Here is an 18,321-nt window from a genome sequence, read left to right on the forward strand (position 1 = left end):
GCAGGCGACGCTACGCACGCCGATGGTGCCGGCGCCTCCGCCGCGGGTGCCGATCCGCCGCCGTGGGGAGGAGCAGGCCCTCACCGGGCCGCATGCCGCGCCAGTGCGCGCGTACTCCTCCCGAAACGGGTGCCGATCCGCCGCCACGGGAGGAGCCGGCCGTCGCCGGCCCGCGTCCGGCGCCTCCGCCGCGGCCGCCGTTCCGTCGCCAGCGGGAGGAGCTGGCTGTTGCAGAGCCGGATGCCGCGCCGGTGCGCGCGTGCTCCTCCCGAAACGGAGGCGATAGCCGCCGTGGGGAGGAGCTGGCCGTCGCCGGCCCGGGCGCGGCGCCCCCGCCGCGGGTGCCCACCCGCCGCCGCGGGAGCTGATGCGCCGCCGGGGGGAGGAGCTGGCCGTCGCCGGGCCGGATGCGGCGCCCGTGCGCGCGTGCCCCTCCCGAAACGGGTGGCACGCAGCGGAGCGACGCCTACTCCGGCCGCAGCCGCAGGTTCTGCATGCCGCCGTCGACCGCGATCGAGGCCCCCGTGGTCGAGCCCGAGCGCGGGCTCGCCAGGTAGGCCACCGCATCGGCCACCTCGGCGGCGGCGACGAGTCGGCCGTGCGGCTGCCGCGAGTCGAGGGCCGCGCGCTCGGCGGCCGGGTCGTCGGCCGAATCGAGCAGCCGCGCCACCCAGGGGGTGTCGGCGGTGCCGGGGTTCACGGAGTTGACCCGGATGCCCTCGCGCAAGTGGTCGGCCGCCATCGCCCGGGTGAGCGACAGCACCGCGCCCTTGGTCGCCGAATAGAGCGCCCGCTGAGGAATGCCTGCGGTCGCCGCGATCGACGACGTGTTCACCACGGCGGCCGACGGCGACTCGCGCAGGTAGGGCAGCGCGGCGCGGGTGACCCGCGCCATGCCCACCACGTTGATGTCGAACACGCGGTGCCACTCGTCGTCGTCGTTGTCGGCCACGGTGCCCACCGCGCCGATGCCGGCGTTGTTCACCACGATGTCGATGCGGCGGAACCGCTCGGCCACCTGAGCGATCGCCGCCTTCACCGACTCGTCGTCGGCGACGTTCGCGGCCACCGCGAAGTGCGCCGGGTTCGCGCCGGCCGGGTTGAGGTCGAGCACGGCCACCTGGGCGCCGCCCTCGGCGAGGCGGTCGGCGATGGCGGCGCCGATGCCCGAGGCACCGCCCGTCACCACGGCAACGAGCTCTGAGAATTCCAGCACTGCAGTTCTCCTTCGAACGACTGACGGATGATGCGGGGCCGACGCTCAGGCGTCGACGAACTCCTGGCGCTGAAGTCCGAGCCCGTCGATCTCGATCTCGACCACGTCGCCGGCCTTGAGGTAGGGAAACCGCCCCGAGAGCGCCACGCCCTCGGGCGTGCCGGTCAGCACCAGGTCGCCGGGCTCGAGCGTCAGATATTGGCTCAGGTCGTAGACGATGCGGTCGACGTCGAAGATGAGGTCGGCGGTGGTCGAATCCTGCCGTGGTTCGCCGTTCACCCGGCTCTGCAGCCGCAGGTCGCGGTAGTCGACCTCGTCGGGGGTCACGAGCCAGGGTCCCACCGGTGTGAAGCCGGGGGCGCTCTTGCCCTTCGACCACTGGCCGCCCGAGATCTCGAGCTGCCACTCGCGTTCCGAGAGGTCGTTGGCCACCACGAAGCCCGCGATGTGACGGATGCTGTCGGCCGGCGAGTCGAGGTAGGAGGCCCGCTCGCCGATCACGACGCCCAGCTCGACCTCCCAGTCGGTCTTGGTGCTGCCGCGGGGGATGCGGGCCACGTCGTCGGGCCCGACCACCGTGTTCGGGGTCTTCAGAAACAGGATGGGCACCGTCGGAGGGGCCGATCCCGACTCCGCCGCGTGGGCGGCATAGTTCATGCCGATGCACACGACGGCGCTCGGCCGGGCGATCGGAGCGCCGACGCGGGCGCTCGCGGCACCGGGAAGCTCGGGCAGCTCGCCGCCGTCGAAAGCGGCCCGGGCGCGCTCAGGGCCGCCGGTCGAGAGGAAGCCGCCGGTGATGTCGTCGGTGACGCCGGAGAGGTCGTAGTAGGTGCCGTCGACGAGGAGCGCGGGGCGTTCCTCACCGATCGCGCCGATTCTGGCGAATCTCATCGAACTGCTTTCGTCGTAGCGGGATGGCCAATAACATCAGAACTATAGCGCCCGAAGTCCTGCCTTTATCGCCGCTTTCGGACTATTCGCGCCACTTGACAGACGAGACATCGGATGTTTATGCTCGGCCGACAGCCAAGGGAGGCACACGGTGAGCACCATCACGGCGATCGAAACCACAGACATCCGGTTTCCCACCTCGACCATGCTCGACGGTTCCGACGCGATGAACCCCGACCCCGACTACTCCGCCGCCTACCTGCGCATCATCACCGACGCGGCCGACGGCCTCGAGGGTCACGGCTTCGTGTTCACCATCGGCCGGGGCAACGACGTGCAGGTGGCCGGCATCCGGGCGCTCGAAGGCCACCTGCTCGGCCGCGACGTCGAAGAGCTGCTCGGCTCGATGGGCGCCACCTGGCGCGAGCTCGTCTACGACTCGCAGCTGCGCTGGCTCGGCCCCGAAAAGGGCGTCATGCACATGGCCATCGGCGCCGTGGTGAACGCCCTCTGGGACCTCAAGGCCAAACGCGCCGGCCTGCCGTTGTGGCAATTGCTCGGCCGGATGTCGCCCGAAGAGCTCGTGGAACTCGTCGACTTCCGCTACCTCACCGACGCCATCACGCCCGCCGAGGCGCTCGACATCTTCCGTGCCGCGGTGCCCGGCCGCGCCGAGCGCGAACAGGCGCTGCTCGACTCGGGCTATCCCGCCTACACCACGAGCCCTGGCTGGCTCGGCTACGACGACGAGAAGCTGGCCCGGCTGTGCCGCGAGGCCGTCGACGACGGCTTCGCCCAGATCAAGCTCAAGGTCGGCGGCGACATCGACGACGACATCCGGCGCCTGCGCATCGCCCGCGAGACGGTGGGCCCCGACATCCGCATCGCGACCGACGCCAACCAGCGCTGGGACGTTCAGCAGGCGATCGACTGGATGCGCCGGCTGCAGCCGTTCGACATCGCCTGGATCGAAGAGCCCACGAGCCCCGACGACGTGCTCGGTCATGCCGCGATCGCCCGCGGGGTCGCTCCCATCCCCGTGGCCACCGGCGAGCACATGGCCAACCGGGTGATGTTCAAGCAGTTCCTGCAGGCCGACGCGCTCGGCATCCTGCAGATCGACGCCACCCGGGTGGCGGGAGTCAACGAGAACATCGTGATCCTGCTGCTGGCGGCGAAGTTCGGCGTGCCGGTGTGCCCGCACGCGGGCGGCGTGGGGCTCTGCGAGCTCGTGCAGCACCTGTCGTACGTCGACTTCGTGGCCGTGAGCGGCTCACGCGAAGGTCGCATGATCGAGTTCGTCGACCACCTGCACGAGCACTTCCTGGCCCCGGTCGACGTGTACGACGGCCGTTACTGGCCGCCGCTGCTGCCCGGCTCGGGCGGCGAGATGCGGGCGTCGAGCCGTTCCGAGTTCGAGTTCGAATCCGCCGAGCGGGTCTGAGCCCAGCGGGCCCGAACCACGCGCGACTGAGCCGAACGCATCCGAGGAGAGCACCGATGACACAGAGCACCAATCACCTGCCCGCCTTCGGGCGCCTGGGCCTCGGCACCGCCAACCTGGGCAACCTCTACCGCGAGCTCACCGACGACGTGGCCTGGCAGATTCTCGACGTGGCCTGGGAGTCGGGCATCCGCTACTTCGACACCGCGCCGCACTACGGCCTCGGCCTGGCAGAGCGGCGGCTCGGCGCCTTCCTGCAGACGAAGCCGCGCGACGACTACGTGATCTCGACCAAGGTGGGCCGCCTGCTCCGGCCGAACCCCGAGGGCGCCGGAACCCTCGACCTGCAGAACGAATACGCCGTTCCCGCCGATCTGAAACGCGTCTGGGACTTCTCGCCCGACGGCGTGCGGCGGAGCCTCGACGAGTCGCTCGATCGCCTGGGCCTCGGCAGCGTCGACGTGCTCTACCTGCACGACCCGGAACGTCACGACCTCGCCCTCGGCATGAGCGACGGCATCCCGGCCCTCGCCCGCCTGCGCGACGAGGGCGTCGTGCGGGCGATCGGCGTGGGATCGATGGTCACCGAGACCCTGCTCGAGACGGCGCTGACGGGTCTCGCCGACGTGCTCATGGTGGCGGGGCGCTACACGCTCGCCGAGCAGCCGGTCTATCCCGGCGTGCTCGAGGCCTGCACCGCCAACGGGGTGCGCATCGTGAACGCCTCGGTGTTCAACTCCGGGCTGCTCGCCACCAACGATCCCGCGACCAAGGCCCGCTACGACTACGGCGGCGTGCCGCCCGAGGTGCTCGCCCGAGCCCAGTCCATCGCGGCGATCGCGCAGAGCTTCGACGTCGAGCTGCCCGCTGCGGCGCTGCAGTACAGCCTGCGCGATCCGCTCGTCGCGAGCGTCGTGACCGGCAGCTCGACGCCCGAGCAGTTGCGGCAGAACGTCGAGCGCATGGATGCCCCGATTCCGGAGGCGTTCTGGCAGCGGCTGACCGACGAAGGGCTGATCCACCCATGACCGCTCACGTCATCGACGCCCACCTGCACCTGTGGAGCCTTGGCGCGGGCGGGTACTCCTGGCTCACGCCCGAGTCGGGGGAGCTCTACGCCGACTTCACGGCGCACGACGCCGAGGTGGAGCTCGCCGCCGCCCGCATCGACGGCGCCGTGCTGGTGCAGGCCGACGACACCGACGCCGACACCGACGCGATGCTGCGCGTGGCCGACGAGAACCCGTGGGTGACCGGCGTCGTGGGGTGGGTGCGGCTCGACGAGCCCGAGACCGCCGAGGCTCAGCTCGAGCGCCGGCGGCGGCATCCGGCGTTCTGCGGAGTGCGGCACCTGGTGCACGACGACCCGCGCGACGACTTCCTCGACATGCCCGCCGTGCGCCGGTCGCTCGCCCTCGTCGCGCGGCACGGTCTCGCCTTCGACGTACCGAACGCGTGGCCCCGCCACCTCGCTCAGGTCACCGCCGTGGCCGGCGCCGTGCCCGACCTCACGGTCGTCATCGACCACCTCGGCAAGCCGCCGCGGGGTGGTGCCGACTTCGCGGACTGGCGCGAGGAGTTCGAGCGCGCCGCCCGGCTGCCGAACACGATCGCCAAGGTGTCGGGGCTCCGGATGCCGCACACCGACTACTCGGCCGACGCGCTGCGCGAGGTGTGGCAGATCACGCTCGACGCCTTCGGGCCCGCTCGCATGATGTGGGGGAGCGACTGGCCGATCACCGTGCCCGACGGTGGCTACGGGCCGACCTTCGACGTTCTCGCGGGCTTGATCGGTGAGCTGGGGAGTGACGAAAGCGCTGCCGTGCTCGGCGGCACCGCGCTGCGGGTCTATGCCCGAGAGGGGCCGGTCACGACGACGTAAAGATCCGATGTCTAATCGTTATCCGCCGACCGCGACAGTTGTTGACACCCTGGGATGCGGCTGACGATACTGAATTTCACCGAAAACTCAAAGAAGAGATAGGCGTTGTGAGAATGATTCATCCGATCTTCCCCGGATCGAGCAAGCGATGAGTGCGCCGCTGCTCGAGGTGGTGGGCGCCAGCAAGAGCTTTCCCGGTGTGAAGGCCCTCGACGACGTGCACCTCGACCTGCGGGCGGGCGAGGTGCTCGCTCTGGTGGGCGAGAACGGGGCCGGCAAGTCGACGCTGATGAAGCTGCTCTCGGGGGTCTACACACCCGACGAGGGCGAGTTCTTCCTGAGTGGCGAGCAGCTCGCGATCACGGGACCCAAGCAGGCGCAGGAACTCGGCATCAGCATCATCCATCAGGAGTTCAACCTGATGCCCGACCTCACGATCGCGCAGAACATCTTCATCGGCCGCGAGCCCCGCAGCGGAGGCGTCTTCCTGTCGGAGCGGTCGCTCAACCGCAAGACCCGCGAACTGTTCGACCGGCTGGGCCTCGCGCTCGACCCGTCGGAGGTCGTCGGCGGCCTCACCGTGGCGAAGCAGCAGATGGTCGAGATCGCGAAAGCCCTGAGCTACAACGCCCGCGTGCTGATCATGGACGAGCCGACTGCGGCCCTCAACGACGCCGAGGTCGACACCCTCTTCGACCTCATCCGGCGGTTCACGACGCCGACGACCGGGGTCATCTACATCTCGCACCGCATGCACGAACTGCGCCAGATCAGCGACCGCATCACGGTGCTGCGCGACGGGCGCTACGTGGGCACGGTCGAGACCGCGACGACGCCGACCTCGGAGGTGATCTCGCTCATGGTCGGTCGCGAGATCGTGAGCGAGCAGCGCCAGTCGGACGAGTCGGCGCCTCGCGAGACGGTGCTCGCCGTCGAGGGGCTGTCGACGAAGTCGCTGCTCAAAGACGTGAGCTTCGAGTTGCGCAAGGGCGAGATCCTCGGGTTCGCGGGGTTGATGGGGGCGGGCCGCACCGAGGTGGCGCGTGCGATCGTGGGCGCCGACCGATCGGAGTCCGGCACCATCACCCTGCACGGGCGCCCGGTCGTCATCAACAATCCGGCTGAGGCCGCCAAGCTCGGCATCGGCTACCTGTCCGAAGACCGCAAGCAGCTCGGCGTGCTGCTCGAGCGCAACGTGCGCGAGAACGTGGTGCTCGCCTCGCTCTCGGAGTACATCGGCGCCCTCGGCTTCGTCAAAGACAAGAAGATCGAGCGCACGGCCCGGGAGTACGTGACGGCGCTGCGCATCAAGACACCGTCGACCTCGCAGCTGGTGAAGAACCTCTCGGGCGGCAACCAGCAGAAGGTCGTGATCGCCAAATGGCTCGCGAAGGACTGCGACGTGCTGATCTTCGACGAACCCACCCGCGGCATCGACGTGGGCGCGAAAGACGAGATCTACGCCCTGCTCAACCAGCTGGCGGCCGGCGGCAAGGCGATCATCATGATCTCGTCGGAGCTGCCCGAGGTGCTGCGCCTCTCGCACCGCGTCGCGGTGATGTGCGAGGGCCGGCTCACGGCCGTGCTCGAGAATGCCGACGCCACCCAGGAGAACATCATGGATTACGCCACGCGCTTCAGCGCCTACGGAACGGTGAAGTAATGACGCTCACGACCGAGACCCCCACCCCGAAGCCCGCCGAGGCGCGGCCGAACGCGGCGAGAGGAGCACTGCGGGGCTCCCTGCAGCAGCTGCTGGCGTTCGCGAGCCTGATCGTGATCGTGATCTTCTTCTCGATCGCGAGCCCGCACTTCTTCACCACCGCGAACATCATCAGCATCTTCACCGCGGCGACGGTCACCGGCACCCTCGCGCTCGGCACGACCTTCGTCATCATCACCGGCGGCATCGACCTCTCGATCGGCACCGGCATGATCCTCTGCGGCGTCATGGCCGGTGTCTTCCTCACCTACTGGGGCTGGCCGCTCTGGGCCGGAGTGCTCGGAGCGGTGCTGTTCGGCGCCCTGATCGGCGTGGTCAACGGTTTCAACGTGGCCGTGCTCAAGATCCCGCCGTTCATCGCGACCCTCGGCATGATGCTCATCGCGGCCGGACTCGCCCTCGTGATCTCGGGCACCAAGCCGATCTACTTCAAGGAGACCCCCGACTTCCAGTCGATCATGAACCTCTCGATCATCCCCGGCGTGCGCTTTCCGCTCGGTGTGGCGGTGTTCATCGTGCTGATCGTGCTCTCGGCCCTGCTGCTGTCGAAGACGATCGTGGGCCGCTACACGTTCTCGATCGGCTCGAACGAAGCGGCCACGGCCCTCTCGGGGGTCAACGTCGTGAAGTGGAAGATCATCATCTACACGATCTCGGGCCTGTTCGTCGGCATCGCGGGCGTGCTCTCCGCCTCGCGGTTGAGCTCGGCCCAGCCCACCGGCGGCATGGGCCTCGAGCTCGAGGCCATCGCGGCCGTGGTGATCGGCGGCACCTCGCTGCAGGGCGGCAAGGGCTCCATCGTGGGCACGGTCATCGGCGCCCTCATCATGGCCGTGCTCACCAACGGCCTGCGCATCATCTCGGTGCCGCAGGAGTGGCAGTCGGTCGCCGTCGGCCTCGTCATCCTCATCGCCGTCTACCTCGACATGCTGCGCCGCCGTAGCGCCTGAGCGGAGCGGACCACGCATCCGTCCCTCCCGTCCCCGTGCACCCCATTCATCTCCATCCCCGCACCAGAATCCACCACCATCACAAAGGAGTCATTCAATGAAGAAGAGACTGTTCGGGGCCGTCGTCGGCGCCGTAGCGCTGACCGCGGCCATGGCCGGCTGCTCCTCGGGCGGATCGACCGGCTCGACCGACGCCGCCGCAGGCGGTGACACCCCCTACGTCGCCATCGTGTCGAAGGGCTTCCAGCACCAGTTCTGGCAGGCCGTGAAACAGGGCGCCGAGCAGGCCGCCGACGAGTTCGGGGTCGAGATCACCTTCGAAGGCCCCGACACCGAGGCCGACGTCGACCAGCAGATCCAGATGCTGCAGACCGCTCTCGACAAGCAGCCCGCAGCCGTGGGCTTCGCTGCTCTCGACAGTCAGGCCGCGGGCCCGCTGCTGCAGCAGGCTCAGGATGCCGGCATCCCGGTGGTCGCGTTCGACTCCGGTGTCGACAGCGACATCCCGGTCACCACCGCCGCCACCGACAACAAGGCGGCCGCCGCCGAGGCCGCGAAGCAGATGGCGGAGGCCATCGGCGGAGAGGGCAAGGTCGCGCTCGTCGTTCACGACCAGACGAGCGTCACCGGCGTCGACCGCCGCGACGGCTTCGTGGAGTACATGGAGGAGAACGAGCCCGGCATCGAGATCGTCGACATCCAGTACGGCGGTGGCGACCAGGCCAAGTCGGCCGACCTCGCCAAGGCCATCATCGCCGCGAACCCCGACCTCAAGGGCATCTACGGCAGCAACGAGGGCTCGGCGATCGGCGTGGTGCAGGCCGTCAAGGAGCTGGGCCTGCAGCCGGGCCAGCTCACCGTGGTCGGCTTCGACTCGGGCAAGGCCCAGATCGACGCGATCAAAGACGGGCTCATGCTCGGCGCGATCACCCAGAACCCGGTCGGCATCGGCTACGAGACCGTCAAGGCCGCGGTCGCGGCGATCGACGGCGAAGAGCTGCCGAAGTCGATCGACACCGGCTACTTCTGGTACACCGCCGACAACATCGACGACCCCGAGATCGCGGCCGTTCTCTACGAGTAACCGCCCGCGAATCATCCGACCGCTCCGCGGCCCGGCCCGGTGCCCCGTCTTCACGAGAAGGCGGGGCACCTTCTCGTTCAGTCGGACTCGAGGGTGCCTTGGGTCCACTGGCGCAGCCAGCGTTCGACGCCGGAGATGTGCGCCACCATGAGCGCCTCGGCCAGCTTGGCGTCGCCGATCTCGAGGGCGTCGACGATCGCGGAATGCTCGGAGAGGGTGCGCTCGGTGGCGTTCTCCTGCGTGAGCCCGCGCCAGACCCGGGCCCGGATGGTGTGGCCTGACAGCGACTCGATCAACGTGGTCAGGTAGGAGTTGCCGGCTGCCTCGACGATCGCGGCGTGGAACTCGAGGTCGTGCGCGACGAGCTCTTCGACGCTCGACGAGCCCTCCACGGCCGCCACCTGCGCCCGCAACGCGCCGATGCCGTCGTGGTCGAGACGAGCGGATGCCAGTGCTGCGGCCGCGGGTTCGAGGATGCGCCGCACGGCGAACAGCTCGAGGATCGAGTCGTCGTCGTGCAGGTCGACGACGAAGGTCATGGCCTCGAGCAGCAGGCGCGGCTCGAGGCTCGTCACGTAGGTGCCGTCGCCTCGCCGCACGTCGAGCACCCGGATGACCTCGAGGGCTTTGACGGCCTCGCGCATTGAGCTGCGCGAGAGGCCGAGACGTTCGCTCAGCTCCTTCTCGGGCGGCAGCCGGTCACCGGGGCCGAGCTCGCCGGTGAGGATCATGTCTTTGATCTTGAGGATCGCTTCGTCGGTCACCGCCATGCAGTGATCCTACCTTTGAGCATCCTCGTGTCGCCTGGGCGGTCACTGCACCTGACTTGTGGTGACGACGGTCGTCCACGGGCCGGGCGGTACATCGGCGTCGTCGACGAAGGTCCACGAGACGCCCGCCTGTTCGCCGTTGAGCTCGTCGAACCCCAGGCATCCGACCACCGCGGGCGAGACATCCATGCCCGCTCCGCCGTAGCGGGCGTTCAGCGGCCGGCGGTCGTCGTCGCCGAACACGTATTCGGCGTCGTCGTATTCGCCGGGGCCCGCGTCTTCGATCTGGGCGTAGCAGGTGGCGCCGCCGTAGCTGATGGCCACCCAGCGGTTCTTCATGTAACTGAAGTCGGGGTCGCCCCGGTGCGAGACATACGGTTCCTCGCCGGCCCACGGCACCACCTCGTCGCGTCGCGCGAACGCCGCGGGGTCGTTGACGTCGTCGAAGGGCAGGTCGAGGTAGAACGGGTTCTCGAGGGGCGTCATCTCGGTGGGGAACCAGTCGTTCGCGGCACTGCGCGCCTCGGTCTCGCACGTTCCGCCGGCGGTGGTGCCGTCGCAGCCGCCGTAGTTCGCGAGCCAGTTCGCGTCGTAGGTGGAATACACCTGGCTTCCGTCGTCGGCGGTGGGGTCGAAGATCTCGCCTACCCAGAACGTGGTGGCGACGATGCCGGTGTGCACGGGATATCCGAGCGCGTCGGTCGGGGTGGTGGCCACGGTGTCTCCACATCCGGAGAGCTCGACGCACCCCGTGACGAACGAGCAGCCGCTGAGGGCGGTTGCGGTGATTCCGATCGCCAGAGCCCCGGTGACGCCGCGCCTCAGACGCGGTGTCACCGGGGCTCCGGCCGACGGGGAACGGGTCACTCCGACCCGCCGGTCGCGTCGGTCGGGGCGGTGCCGCTGATGTCCTGCGCCGTGCCACCGGCCTTGGCATCGGTGCCGTCGTTCATGTGCACCTCGACCGGACCCTGCACGTTCGGCGCCGCCGTGGGTGCCGGCGGTGCCGCGACGGTCACCGGAGCGGGTGCCCCGACGGTGTCGTAGAGCGAGTAGTCGTCGGTCACCAGGGTGCCGTTGCTGAACACGTTGAGACCGAAACTGATGCCGGTGAAGCCCGCCGGAATGGCCGGCGTCGTGAACACGGCCTCGGAGAAGACCGGGTTCGCGGCGAACCACGGACTCGATGTCCAGTACTGCCACACCCCGGCGGTCGACCTCAGGTAGATGGCGAACTGCGTCACGGTGGTGGAGGTGTACCACGCCCTCATCGAGTAGGTATGGCCGGTCACGACGGTCGGCGTGCAGGCGCCCAGGTCGAAGGCCGGCAGCAGTTTCGCGTCGCCGTCGACGTAGTTGGCGACCGACACGTAGCCGGCGACCGAACCCGTGCGGGCCGGCGACGTCCACGTGATGCTGGGGGTGTTCGAGCCGTAGCCGCCGGTCATCCAGCAGTTGGGCAGACCGTTGGCGCCGGCCGCTTCGAGGCTCGGGTTGACCACGGCGTTCACGCCGGGGCCGGCGGGTGCGGTGACGGGGCCGGCCACGGCCGGCTTGAGGGCTCCGCCGACGACCGCGTCGACCGTCTTCACCACCGTGTTGTTGGTGGTGGCGCGGGGCGCGAGCCATTGCAGGAACTGACCGAACACCGTGGGCGTCACGTTCAGATCGCACCCGCTGGCGCAGATGTTGTGGAACGTGAACGGAACCCAGCCGCCGGTCTTCTCGGCGTTGGTGACCGAGGTCTTCAGGTCGGCGAGGGTCCAGGTGTTGTCGACCTGATCGAGCGCCTTGAGGTAGAAGGGCTTGGCCGGCGGGATCTTCTCGGTGTAGCTGCATCCGGAGCATCCGAACCGGCTGCGCAGGTCGCCCAGCATGCGGGCGCTGTTGTAGCCGCAGTTCTTCGCCGCGGTCTCGTTCGCCGGGATGCTGGAGGCGAAGGGGTAGGCGAAGCTCTTCACCGAGTAGCCCCAGCTCATCAACACGCTGCGGTCGTTGCAGATCTGGCGTGCCACCTCGTCGGCCGGCAGCACGGCGAGGTCGGGATGATTCACAGTGTGCCCGCCGATCTCGTGACCGGCGGCCTTCAGGGTGTCGAGGTTGGCGCGGGTGAGGTAATTGGCCGCACCGATGAAGCCCGACACCACATAGAAGGTGCCCTTCATCTTGTAGGTGTTCATCTGCGCGGCGGCGGCCAGCTGATTCGCGTTGCCGTCGTCGAACGTGAGACTGATCACGGTCTGCGGCTTGGCCGCCTGGGGAACCGCGGCGTTCGCGGTCGCCGGCAGGGCGACCGCGCCGACGAGGGCCAGTGCAGCGAGCACCGCCGCCATCGGGCGCCAGGGCTTTCGAACGACGGGGGCGGTGCTTCGGTGCACGATGATCTCTCTCTCGATGATGATGCGGCTATTCGACGGTGACCGATTTGGCGAGGTTGCGCGGCTTGTCGACGTCGCGGCCGAGCGCGAGCGCGAGGTCGCGGGCGAGGATCTGCAGCGGCACGACCGACTCCAGCGGCCCCCACCGGTCGATCCCGCCCGGCATCGGGGTGCCGAGGCTGAGGCCGAGGGCCGGAACGGTGCTGCCGGCGCCGCCGATGCGGATGACGCGGCCGCCACGGGCCTCGACCTCGGCGATGTTGCTCTCGATGCGGCGGTCGCCCGAATCGATGACCACCACCGGGGTGCCGGCCTCGACGAGCGCGAGCGGGCCGTGCTTGAGCTCGCCGGCCGGGTAGTGCTCGGCCCAGCGGTATGTGAGTTCCTTCAGCTTGAGCGCGCCCTCGGCGGCGTAGACCACGCCCGAGCCGCGGCCGAGGAAGAGAAAGCCCTGCGCATCCCGGATCTCGTCGATGAGCGGCGGGATCGCCTTCTGCGATGCCGCGATTGCATGGGCGAGGAGATCGGGGATGCGCCGGAGGTCGTCGACCTGACGCCGCGCGTAGTCGCGGTCGATCCTCCGTGTCGCCGCAAGGGCGGACAGGGCCATCGCCACCCCGGTGATCACCTGGGCGACGAAGGTCTTCGTGGCGGCCACACCGATCTCGGGGCCGGCGTGGCAGTTCAGCATCGAATCGGCCCGGCGCGCCAGGGTCGAGTGGTCGCTGTTGGTGAGGGCGACGAGCGACGAGGTGCCGAGGTCGAGGTCGTCGATCGCGCGCAGCACGTCGGCGGTCTCGCCGGATTGGCTGAGGGCGATGACGAGCGTGCGCGGCTCGACGATGGCGGTCGACGCCTCGCTCGCGATGAGCGACGAGTTGGGCACGTCGCCGAGGGCACCGAAGGCCGAGGCGATGACCCGGCCGGCGTTGAGCGAGGTGCCGCAGCCGAGCACGGCGACGCGCTCGAACGCGGGCACCGAGAGGCTCGCCCAGAGCGATCCGTCGGCGATCGAGGGCGCCAGGCGATCGATGATTCGGGCGGCCGTCTCGGGCTGCTCCTCGATCTCCTTGCCCATGTAGTCGGCGTGGCCGGCGAGCCCGTGGGTCGCGCCCGACCAGGTCGACGCCACGAACGACGGGGGAGCGGAGTGCGCCCCGCTCCTGGTCCAGCTGAACTCGTCGGCGAGCTCGACGACGTCGCCGTCGCTCATCGCCTGGAACTCGTCGACCCACTCGGCGATCGCGTTGATGTCGCTCGCGGCGAACACGCCGCGGCCGGAGCGGGCGACCAGCAGGGGCGACCGGTGGGCGGCGGCCACCATACGGCCGGTCTGCGCGTCGAGCGCCACGATGGCCCACGAGCCGTCGAGCTGCGCCGTGGCGGAGGTGACGGCCGTGCGCAGATCGCCGGTGACGATCAGCTCGTCTTCGATCAGGTGGCTGACCACCTCGCTGTCGACCTCCGAGGCGAACACGTGCCCGGTCGTCTGCAGGCGCAGGCGCAGCGCATCGGCGTTCTCGATGATGCCGTTGTGCACGATGCTGACGCGGTCGAGGCAGTCGGTGTGCGGGTGGGCGTTCGTCTCGGTCACGGCGCCGTGGGTGGCCCACCGGGTGTGGCCGATGCCGGTGCCCGAGAGCGCCGGCCCCACCCAGCCGTCGAGCTGGCGTTCCAGCGTCTCGACCCGCTGGGTGGTGCGCGACGAGGCGGTGGTGCCGTCGACGGTGCGGATGGCGACTCCGGCGGAGTCGTAGCCGCGGTACTCGAGCAGCTTCAGCGCGTCGATCAGAAAAGGGCCGGCCGATTCATCCATGCGGCAGGCGACGATGCCGCACATCACACACCTCGGGAGTCGAACGCGATGGTGCGGATGCCGGCGGCCTCGCGTTCGAGCGAGCGCGACGTGAGCATCTCCTCGGCGACGCGGCGGATGATCTCGTCGAGCGGCGTGGCCGGCACGAATCCCACCAGCGCGTAAGCCCGGCTGTTGTCGGGCACCCGGCGCCGCATGTCTTCGAACCCGGCGGCGTAGGCGTCGCCGTAGCTGACGAAGCTCACGGTCGACTTGCTGCCGGTGACGTCGATGATGCGGTGGGCGAGGTTGATGATCGAGATCTCCTCGGCGCCTCCGAGGTTGAAGGCGTTGCCGTAGGCGGTGGGCTCCTCGACCAGGCGCACGATCGCCGGCACCACGTCGCCGACGTAGCTGAAGCAGCGGGTCTGGTTGCCGTCGCCGTAGACCGTGAGCGGCTCGCCGCGGAGCGCCTGTCCGACGAGGTTGGGAACGACCATGCCGTAGCGGCCCGTCTGCCGCGGGCCGACGGTGTTGAACAGGCGCACGATGGCGACATCCAGTCCGTATTCGGTCCAGTACGCGTGGGCGAAGGCCTCGTCGATGCCCTTGGCCGCGGCGTAGGTCCAGCGCGACTTCAGGGGCGACCCGAGAATGCGGTCGGAGTCTTCGTGCAGCTTGTCGGCGGTGTTCTTGCCGTAGATCTCGCTGGTCGAGACCAGCAGCAGCGTGGCGCCCGCCTCGACGCAGGCGTCGAGCACGTTCTCGGTGCCGTGGATGTTGGTGCGCAGACTCGTGAGGGGCTGCTCGACGATGAGCTTCACCCCCACGGCCGCGGCCAGGTGGAACACCCGGTCGGCTCCGCGCACCGTCTCGGCCACGAGCTCGCGGTCGAGCACGGAGCCGTGAACGATCGAGAGCCGCGGGTTGACGAGCGAGTCGATCAGGTTGCGCGGGGCGCCGGTCGACATGTCGTCGAGCACGACGACGTCGTCGCCCAGCTCGAGCAGATATTCGACCAAGTGGCTCCCGATGAAGCCGGCTCCGCCGGTGATGACGCTTTTCATTGTGTGCTGTCCATTTCGAGTTCGGGTCGGATGGGATGTGTGGTGCAGGGTGTTACAGGATGACGCGCTGGGGCACGTCGACGCCGCGGTAGGTGGTGTCGAGCACGAGCTGGCCGGGTGCGATCCACGACAGGTCGGTGTCGGAGTGCCGCGTGTGCAGCAGCACGAGGTCGGCGCCGTAGGCCACGGGGTCGGTCTCGGCCAGCAGCGACGTGCCGCTCGGCAGCGTCACGCCCTCGAAGTGCCCGTCGAGGAACGCCACGTTGGCGCCGCGTTCGATCAGGCCGTCGAGGATCTCGAGGGCCGGCGATTCACGCAGGTCGGCGACATCCGGCTTGTAGGCGATGCCGATGACGAGCACGCGGGAGCCGGTGAGGCCGTAGCCGGCGTCGGAGAGAACCTCCTGCACGCGGTCGACCACCCGGTTCGGGCGGGCGGCGATCTCGACCATGGCCTGCGTGATCATGGGCGCGGCGACGCGCTGCTTGCGCAGCTGCCACAGCAGGTAGTGCGGGTCGCAGGGGATGCAGTGCCCGCCGACACCGGGGCCGGGCAGGAAGGGCATGTAGCCGTAGGGCTTCGTGGATGCCGCGTCGACGACATCGGCGATGTCTAGGTCGAGGGACTTGCAGATGTCGGCGAACTCATTGGCCAGGGCGATGTTGACAGCGCGAAACGTATTCTCCAAGAGTTTGGTCATCTCGGCCGCGGCGAGCGAGCGCACGCGGTGCACGTTGGTCACGTAGCGGAGCAGGAGCTTGGTCGCCTCCTCTTCGCACTCCGCGGTCGCGCCGCCCACGACGCGGGGAACCTCGTCGTGGTCGAACGTCGCGTTGCCCGGGTCGATGCGCTCGGCGCTGAAGGCCACGAAGACGTCGGAGCCCACGGTGAACCCGCGGTTGACGAGCGGCTTCACGAGCAGGTCGTCGGTGCAGCCGACGTAGGAGGTCGAGGTGAGCATGAGAACCTGGCCGGGCACCGCGTGGTCGACCACCATCTGCGTGGCCGCCTTGAGGATCGACAGGTCGGGGATGAGGTGCTCGTCGACGGGCGTCGGCACGCACACGATGACGGCGGCGGCGCGGCGCAGGTCGTCGGGGTCGGTCGAGAGCACGAAGCCCGGGTGGTCGAGCGCCACCAGCAGGCGGGCGCGGTCGATGTCGAGCAGGTCGGCGTTGTTCGACCGGATCACCTCGATGCGGCGCTCGGAGACGTCGAGCGCCAGCACCCGGCTGTTGGAGCCGTGGTAGGCCAGCGCGGTGGGCAGCCCCACGTAGCCGAGCCCGACGATGGCCACGTCGAACTCGAACTCCGGCTCCGCGGCCGGCAGGTCGGCGACGGTCCATCGGGCTGACTGTGCGAATCGGGCGGGCTGTTCGATCTGGTCGGATCGGGTGATGCTGTCGAACGTGGTCACGGCTTACTCCCTTGTCGTCTGGCGCGTGTCAATGGCGGTGGGAACGCGCCGTCGTCAGCGGCGAGACGAATGACTGGGTGTCCTCCGGGTGAGAGGTTCATTCATCTCGCCGCCGTGCGACGCATTCGGGTCCGGGTTGAGAGATGAATTCGAGTGTTCGGCCTCTGCCCCCCGCAGACACCATCCCCGGCGGCCGAGCGGTGCGTCAATCGGATCGGGAAGGGACTGCGGTTTTCAACGCAGGGTTCGCGCGCCCCTGCGGAGGGGTGCCTCGAACTGCGGTTTCCCGCATCGACGTGCGGGTGGTCGGCCGGGTCACCTCAACTAGGTTTGCCCGTGAACGTAAGGGGAAGACCGCGATGATCTCGTTCTTGATCGTCATCGTCCTCGTTCTCGGGGTGAACACGATCCTCTGGACGACGGCCGGTGGAATTCGGCTGATCGCTGCCGGCATACGGCGCAATCGGTATGCCTATGAGCACGCCCGGTCGGAGGCGCCGACCCGCGACCAGGTGGCCATTCTCATCGCCGCGCACAACGAAGAGGTGGTGATCGGGCACACGATCGGGTCGCTCGAATCGTTCGGCCACAACATCAACGTGTTCGTCGTCTCCGACGGATCGACCGACGACACCGCCGCCATCGCCCGGGCCCACGGCGCAACCGTGCTCGAGCTGAGCCCCAACCGCGGCAAGGCGGGCGCTCTGGTCGAGGCGATCAAGCAGTTCGAGATCGCCGAACGGTTCGAGGTGCTGCTGCTGCTCGACGCCGACACCCACCTCACGGCCGACTACTTCGAGACGGGGCTGGGCGAGTTCGCCGACCCGACCGTCGTGGCCGTGGCCGGGCGGGCGTCGACCCTGTTCAACCCGCGTTCGCCGACCTTCTTCGGCCGCCTGCTCGTGGCCTACCGCGAGCGCGTCTACATCGCGATGCAATACCTGTTCAAGTTCGGGCAGGCCGGCCGGTACGCCAACGTGGTGCCGATCGTTCCCGGGTTCGCGAGCATGTACCGCACGAGCATCCTGTCGGAGATCGACATCGCGGCGCAGGGGCTCAAGATCGAGGACTACAACATGACGTTCGAGGTGCACGCCAAGCGCCTCGGCCGCATCGCGTTCCATCCGAATGCGGCCATCGCCCTCACCCAAGACCCCGACACGCTCGTCGACTACGTGAAGCAGGTCGAACGCTGGAACCTCGGGTTCTGGCAGACCGTGGGCCGGCACCGGTTCCAGATGCGGTTCTTCTGGCTGTCGCTCAGCCTGTTCATCCTCGAACTGGTGCTCTCGAGCGTGGTGCTCATCCTGTTGCTGCCGGCCGTGATGCTCTCGACCGGGGCCTCGGTGGCCACGGATGTCGGCCTCGATCCCTCGGGCACCGCCGCCGATCTGGCGGCCCTCCTGCCGCCGCTCGCCCTCGTGCTCGCGGTGGTGCTGCCCGACTACGTGCTCACCCTGCTCGCGGCGGTGGTGGCGAAGAAGCCCGTCTACCTGGTCTACGGCGTCTTCTTTCCGTTCTTCCGGGTGGTCGACGCGCTGCTGTGCATGGTGGCGCTGTTCGAGGCGATGTTCAGCCGCTCGACCGGCAGCTGGAAGAGCCCGTCGCGGCGGGCGGCACGACCGGATGCCGCGGCCGGTGCTGCCCCGGTGCCCGAGCACGCTCCGGCGCCCGTGATGGCGTCGTCGTCGGCGACCTGAC

At 69.1% G+C, this 18,321-nt stretch carries 16 protein-coding genes; 7 read left to right on the forward strand and 9 right to left on the reverse strand.

Features of this window, described 5'->3' with window-relative positions; translation table 11 throughout:
* Positions 1-10: 10 nt before the first annotated feature.
* Genes N1032_RS04045 through N1032_RS04055 form a run of 3 tightly spaced genes read right to left on the reverse strand, consistent with a single transcriptional unit; the run spans position 11 to position 2,110 of the window.
* A complete protein-coding gene (locus tag N1032_RS04045; protein WP_259537586.1) occupies positions 11-451 on the reverse strand; it encodes a hypothetical protein in 441 nt (146 codons plus the stop codon).
* 15 nt (positions 452-466) lie between these two features.
* The gene (locus N1032_RS04050; RefSeq protein ID WP_259537980.1) at positions 467-1,213 is read right to left on the reverse strand and encodes an SDR family NAD(P)-dependent oxidoreductase; all 747 of its coding nucleotides are present in this window, start codon (positions 1,211-1,213) and stop codon (positions 467-469) included.
* A 48-nt stretch (positions 1,214-1,261) separates the two neighbouring features.
* Positions 1,262-2,110: a fumarylacetoacetate hydrolase family protein gene (locus tag N1032_RS04055; RefSeq protein ID WP_259537587.1), complete on the reverse strand. Its 849-nt coding sequence runs from the start codon at positions 2,108-2,110 to the stop codon at positions 1,262-1,264.
* Between the two features lie 151 nt (positions 2,111-2,261).
* Here N1032_RS04055 and N1032_RS04060 point away from each other — a divergent pair, with 151 nt between their 5' ends.
* From N1032_RS04060 to N1032_RS04085, 6 genes are all read left to right on the forward strand, one after another.
* Positions 2,262-3,554 carry an L-fuconate dehydratase gene (locus N1032_RS04060; protein ID WP_259537588.1) on the forward strand — a complete coding sequence of 431 codons (1,293 nt, stop codon included), beginning with the start codon at positions 2,262-2,264 and terminating at the stop codon, positions 3,552-3,554.
* 56 nt (positions 3,555-3,610) lie between these two features.
* Complete coding sequence (locus N1032_RS04065) at positions 3,611-4,582, forward strand: aldo/keto reductase (RefSeq protein ID WP_259537589.1); 972 nt, start codon at positions 3,611-3,613, stop codon at positions 4,580-4,582.
* On the forward strand, positions 4,579-5,436 hold the full coding sequence (locus tag N1032_RS04070; RefSeq protein WP_259537590.1) for an amidohydrolase family protein: 858 nt from the start codon (positions 4,579-4,581) through the stop codon (positions 5,434-5,436). The genes N1032_RS04065 and N1032_RS04070 overlap by 4 nt, the downstream gene beginning before the upstream one ends.
* 148 nt (positions 5,437-5,584) lie before the next feature.
* Complete coding sequence (locus N1032_RS04075) at positions 5,585-7,099, forward strand: sugar ABC transporter ATP-binding protein (protein ID WP_259537591.1); 1,515 nt, start codon at positions 5,585-5,587, stop codon at positions 7,097-7,099.
* On the forward strand, positions 7,099-8,109 hold the full coding sequence (locus N1032_RS04080) for an ABC transporter permease (protein ID WP_259537592.1): 1,011 nt from the start codon (positions 7,099-7,101) through the stop codon (positions 8,107-8,109). Before N1032_RS04075 ends, N1032_RS04080 begins: the two co-directional genes overlap by 1 nt.
* Before the next feature lie 97 nt (positions 8,110-8,206).
* Positions 8,207-9,193: an ABC transporter substrate-binding protein gene (locus N1032_RS04085; protein WP_259537593.1), complete on the forward strand. Its 987-nt coding sequence runs from the start codon at positions 8,207-8,209 to the stop codon at positions 9,191-9,193.
* Between the two features lie 77 nt (positions 9,194-9,270).
* Here N1032_RS04085 and N1032_RS04090 read toward each other — a convergent pair whose 3' ends face one another.
* Genes N1032_RS04090 through N1032_RS04115 form a run of 6 tightly spaced genes read right to left on the reverse strand, consistent with a single transcriptional unit; the run spans position 9,271 to position 16,620 of the window.
* Positions 9,271-9,963, reverse strand: a complete 693-nt coding sequence (locus N1032_RS04090) for a FadR/GntR family transcriptional regulator (protein ID WP_259537594.1) — start codon at positions 9,961-9,963, stop codon at positions 9,271-9,273.
* Positions 9,964-10,005: 42 nt separating this feature from the next.
* A complete protein-coding gene (locus N1032_RS04095) occupies positions 10,006-10,830 on the reverse strand; it encodes a hypothetical protein (RefSeq protein ID WP_259537595.1) in 825 nt (274 codons plus the stop codon).
* Positions 10,827-12,341, reverse strand: a complete 1,515-nt coding sequence (locus N1032_RS04100) for a polysaccharide deacetylase family protein (protein WP_259537596.1) — start codon at positions 12,339-12,341, stop codon at positions 10,827-10,829. Before N1032_RS04100 ends, N1032_RS04095 begins: the two co-directional genes overlap by 4 nt.
* 28 nt (positions 12,342-12,369) lie before the next feature.
* On the reverse strand, positions 12,370-14,181 hold the full coding sequence (gene glmS / locus N1032_RS04105) for a glutamine--fructose-6-phosphate transaminase (isomerizing) (protein WP_259537597.1): 1,812 nt from the start codon (positions 14,179-14,181) through the stop codon (positions 12,370-12,372).
* On the reverse strand, positions 14,181-15,203 hold the full coding sequence (locus tag N1032_RS04110) for an NAD-dependent epimerase/dehydratase family protein (RefSeq protein WP_259537598.1): 1,023 nt from the start codon (positions 15,201-15,203) through the stop codon (positions 14,181-14,183). The genes glmS and N1032_RS04110 overlap by 1 nt, the downstream gene beginning before the upstream one ends.
* A gap of 52 nt (positions 15,204-15,255) precedes the next feature.
* Positions 15,256-16,620: a nucleotide sugar dehydrogenase gene (locus N1032_RS04115; RefSeq protein ID WP_259537600.1), complete on the reverse strand. Its 1,365-nt coding sequence runs from the start codon at positions 16,618-16,620 to the stop codon at positions 15,256-15,258.
* Between the two features lie 359 nt (positions 16,621-16,979).
* Here N1032_RS04115 and N1032_RS04120 point away from each other — a divergent pair, with 359 nt between their 5' ends.
* The gene (locus N1032_RS04120; RefSeq protein WP_259537601.1) at positions 16,980-18,320 is read left to right on the forward strand and encodes a glycosyltransferase family 2 protein; all 1,341 of its coding nucleotides are present in this window, start codon (positions 16,980-16,982) and stop codon (positions 18,318-18,320) included.
* Position 18,321 lies beyond the last annotated feature (1 nt).

The organism is Herbiconiux daphne, from assembly GCF_024979295.1.
GTDB lineage: Bacteria > Actinomycetota > Actinomycetes > Actinomycetales > Microbacteriaceae > Herbiconiux > Herbiconiux daphnes.